The organism is Devosia psychrophila, assembly GCF_000971275.1.
Classification (GTDB): Bacteria; Pseudomonadota; Alphaproteobacteria; order Rhizobiales; family Devosiaceae; genus Devosia; species Devosia psychrophila.
Map to the genome: position 1 here is coordinate 1 of NZ_LAPV01000175.1, position 2,841 is coordinate 2,841.

Here is a 2,841-nt window from a genome sequence, read left to right on the forward strand (position 1 = left end):
GGCTTCGCATTGAGGCACTAACGCCCGCTGAGGTTGGTCGGGCCACCGTCGTCAACCGGGAGCAAGCCCGTCTGTCGGTTCCCGATACCTTTGCCTTCGCGATCGCGGAAGCCCGCCAGTGGGGTCTTTTGACTGGGGACGGAATACTTCGGGCACTGGCGGCTGCGCAAATCCTCGAAATGCACGGCGTCCTATGGCTCTTTGACCAGCTCGGCGACGGGAACCACGTCGAATTTAATCGACTGCACAGCGGGCTCACCGCCCTCTCCCAACACCCACGATGCCGGCTGCCCAATGGGGAAGTGCAGGTTCGGCTGGCTCGCTTCGCGCCGTAACCACATAAGGCCAGATGGACACAATGTACTGGCCGTCGACCTGTTGGCCAATGCCGAAAGCGTAGGTCGCGCCTCGCTTCCTGGGGACGGGCGTTGCCGAATCGTAACCGCGTTCTGTTGCGGATACCCCAGTCGACTTCACTGCACCCCCGTGTATTCTGGGCATGGCAGGGGCGGGCACCGATGATTTCCAATCAGATAATTTTCTTCGCCAGCGCGGGCTGCATAGCCCTGGCGTTCCTCATTCTAATCGCGGAGATAGTACGCAGGCACATACATTGGCGCCGTGCTCTCGCCTCGGAAGTGTCGAAGCGGCTCGCGCTGGAAAGGCGGTTCGCGGCGATCGTGGACGCCGATGCCGAGGCGTTGCGGATTGTAGGTGAGGCCCGCGCCGATGCCCATGAGCGCGAGCGCCAATCCAGGGCCTTACTTGTATCACTCGAAGCGCAGATGGCAGGATATGCCGCGAACGTGGCGGATCTGCGCGCCTCCTACGCTGAGAAAAAGGGCATTTTCGACCGCCTGGCCAAGGAGGTCGCGGTCTTCGACGAGAGGTTGGCCTTTGCGGAAATGGGCGTTTACGAACCCCACTTCGACTTTGACACCAGCGAGGACTTCAAGACGGCGATCACGCGTGTCCGAGACCTCCAGAAGATCATGGTCTCGAACAAGACCGCCGTGGTTTGCCGAACGCAATGGACGCTGGATGGCAGCGCCGCCAAGGGGCGGACAATGACCGAGCGCAATATCCGATTGACCCTCCGGGCGTTCAACAGCGAATGCGACGCCGCAGTCTCCAACACCAGGTGGAATAACGCCAACGCCTTGGAAAAGCGCATCGAGATTGCCAGGGGCCAGATCGACAAGCATAATGTTTCCAATCAGGTGGAGATCACCCAGGCATACTTCGCCCTGAAGTTGGATGAGCTTCGGCTTGCTCACGAATTCCGTGAAAAGGTGAAGCAGGAGCGAGAAGAGCGAGCTGAGGAAGGGCGGGCCGCTCGCGAGGAGCAGAAACTCATTCGCGAGATGGAACGCGCCGAGGAAGATGAAGCCCGATACGAGCGGATGTTGCAGAAGGCTAGATCGGAAGCCGCTAGCGTGGTCGGTCCCAAACTCGATGCCTATTCGCAGCAGATCGCCGTCCTCGAACGCGACCTCGCTGAAGCCCACGCTAAGGTCGAGCGGGCTCGCGCAATGGCAGAAATGACCAAGACCGGTTACGTCTACATCATCTCCAATATCGGGTCGTTCGGTCCGGCCTTTGTCAAGATTGGCCTTACGCGGCGCCTTGACCCAGCTGACCGTATTCGAGAGCTCGGGGACGCCAGTGTGCCCTTTCTGTTCGACACCCACGCCATGATCTACAGCGAAGAGGCCCCGGCGCTGGAGAGGGCGCTGCACAACGAATTCGCAGCGCAGCGCGTCAACGCGACCAACATGCGCAAGGAATTCTTCAGGGTGTCTATCGAGGACGTCGAAGCGGCGGTTAGGCGCCTCGCGCCAAGCGCGTCGTTTTTCCGTGACATCGAGGCCCAGGAATACCACGAGACCCTGTCCATGCGGAACGCTCAGCTGGCTCGGCTGGTCCTTAGCGAGGAACTGGCGTTCCCCGCTGCCATTTGGCAGGCGGCGATGTTGTCAAAAGCCGTTCATCCACGCTGCGGCGTGGGGCTCAAAGTATCAGACGGGCGCTGAAAAAGACCAGACTCCTCAAGGCCATCCATATCCGGCAATTCACGGAGAGTATCGAGTGCGAAATGCTCCAAAAATCCCTTGGTCGTCACATAGGTGAAGGGGGCCCCCGCCGTCGGGCTGCGCGGCCCCGCGGTGATCATGTTCTTGTCCCGCAGCGCCCCGATCACGTCCCGCGACACCTCGCGCCCCAGGATTTCCGATACCCCTGCCCGCGTCACCGGCTGATGATAGGCAATCGACACCAGCACCATGGCCTCGTTCTGGGTAAGATCAACCGCACGGTTCGGCACGGCAGCAGACGTGGCAATCGCATCGGCATAGGCAGTTCGGGTGCGGAACGCCCAGCCCCCAGCGACACCGACCACGTCATAGGGTTTGCCGCGCAGCGCTTCGCGGATGTCATCGATCAGCAGGTCAATGCTGGCGTCGCGACCGATCACTCGCGCCAGGACCTCACGTTCCACTGGCTTCGGCGCCGCGAACAGCACGGCTTCGATGCGGTTCATCCATTCGCGCCATCGTAGGTCAGCAGGCATATCGGCCAACTCGGCATCGAAGATTGGTGGTTCAGCATCTGTCCGTTTGCGCCTGGCCACTTGTTTTGCCCTCACAACCCGTAGAGCCGAAACGTCGGCCGGCCAGTGAGCTCGCGCACTGCGCCCAACTCACCCAGCCGATCGAACAGGCGCCGGGCCCCGCGAGCCGACAGTTTTGGACCGGACCAGGACCCCGGAACGGCGTCGTCCGAGAGCAACAGTTTGACGACGTCGGCCGACCCCTTGGCCCGCAGCTTTGGCGCGACCGCGGC

General features: G+C 61.5%; 4 protein-coding genes. 2 read left to right on the top strand and 2 right to left on the bottom strand.

All coding sequences use genetic code 11. The annotated features are described in order from the left end of the window. A partial coding sequence (locus WH91_RS25130) for a PIN domain-containing protein (RefSeq protein WP_046172724.1) occupies positions 1-335 on the top strand: 335 nt, incomplete at its 5' end. Positions 336-518: 183 nt separating this feature from the next. After that, entirely contained in the window at positions 519-2,033 is a 1,515-nt protein-coding gene (locus tag WH91_RS19685) for an SNIPE associated domain-containing protein (RefSeq protein WP_082102286.1), read from the top strand. Here WH91_RS19685 and scpB read toward each other — a convergent pair. Then, the gene (gene scpB / locus WH91_RS19690; RefSeq protein ID WP_046172725.1) at positions 1,988-2,629 is read right to left on the bottom strand and encodes an SMC-Scp complex subunit ScpB; all 642 of its coding nucleotides are present in this window, start codon (positions 2,627-2,629) and stop codon (positions 1,988-1,990) included. The genes WH91_RS19685 and scpB overlap by 46 nt on opposite strands. An 11-nt stretch (positions 2,630-2,640) precedes the next feature. Then, positions 2,641-2,841 (bottom strand): DUF1403 family protein (locus tag WH91_RS19695; protein WP_046172726.1); only part of this gene is annotated, 201 nt, incomplete at its 5' end.

Excerpts from the sequence above, each read along its gene's own strand:
- WH91_RS19685 (WP_082102286.1), top strand. The coding sequence starts at position 519 with ATGATTTCCAATCAGATAATTTTCTTCGCCAGCGCGGGCTGCATAGCC.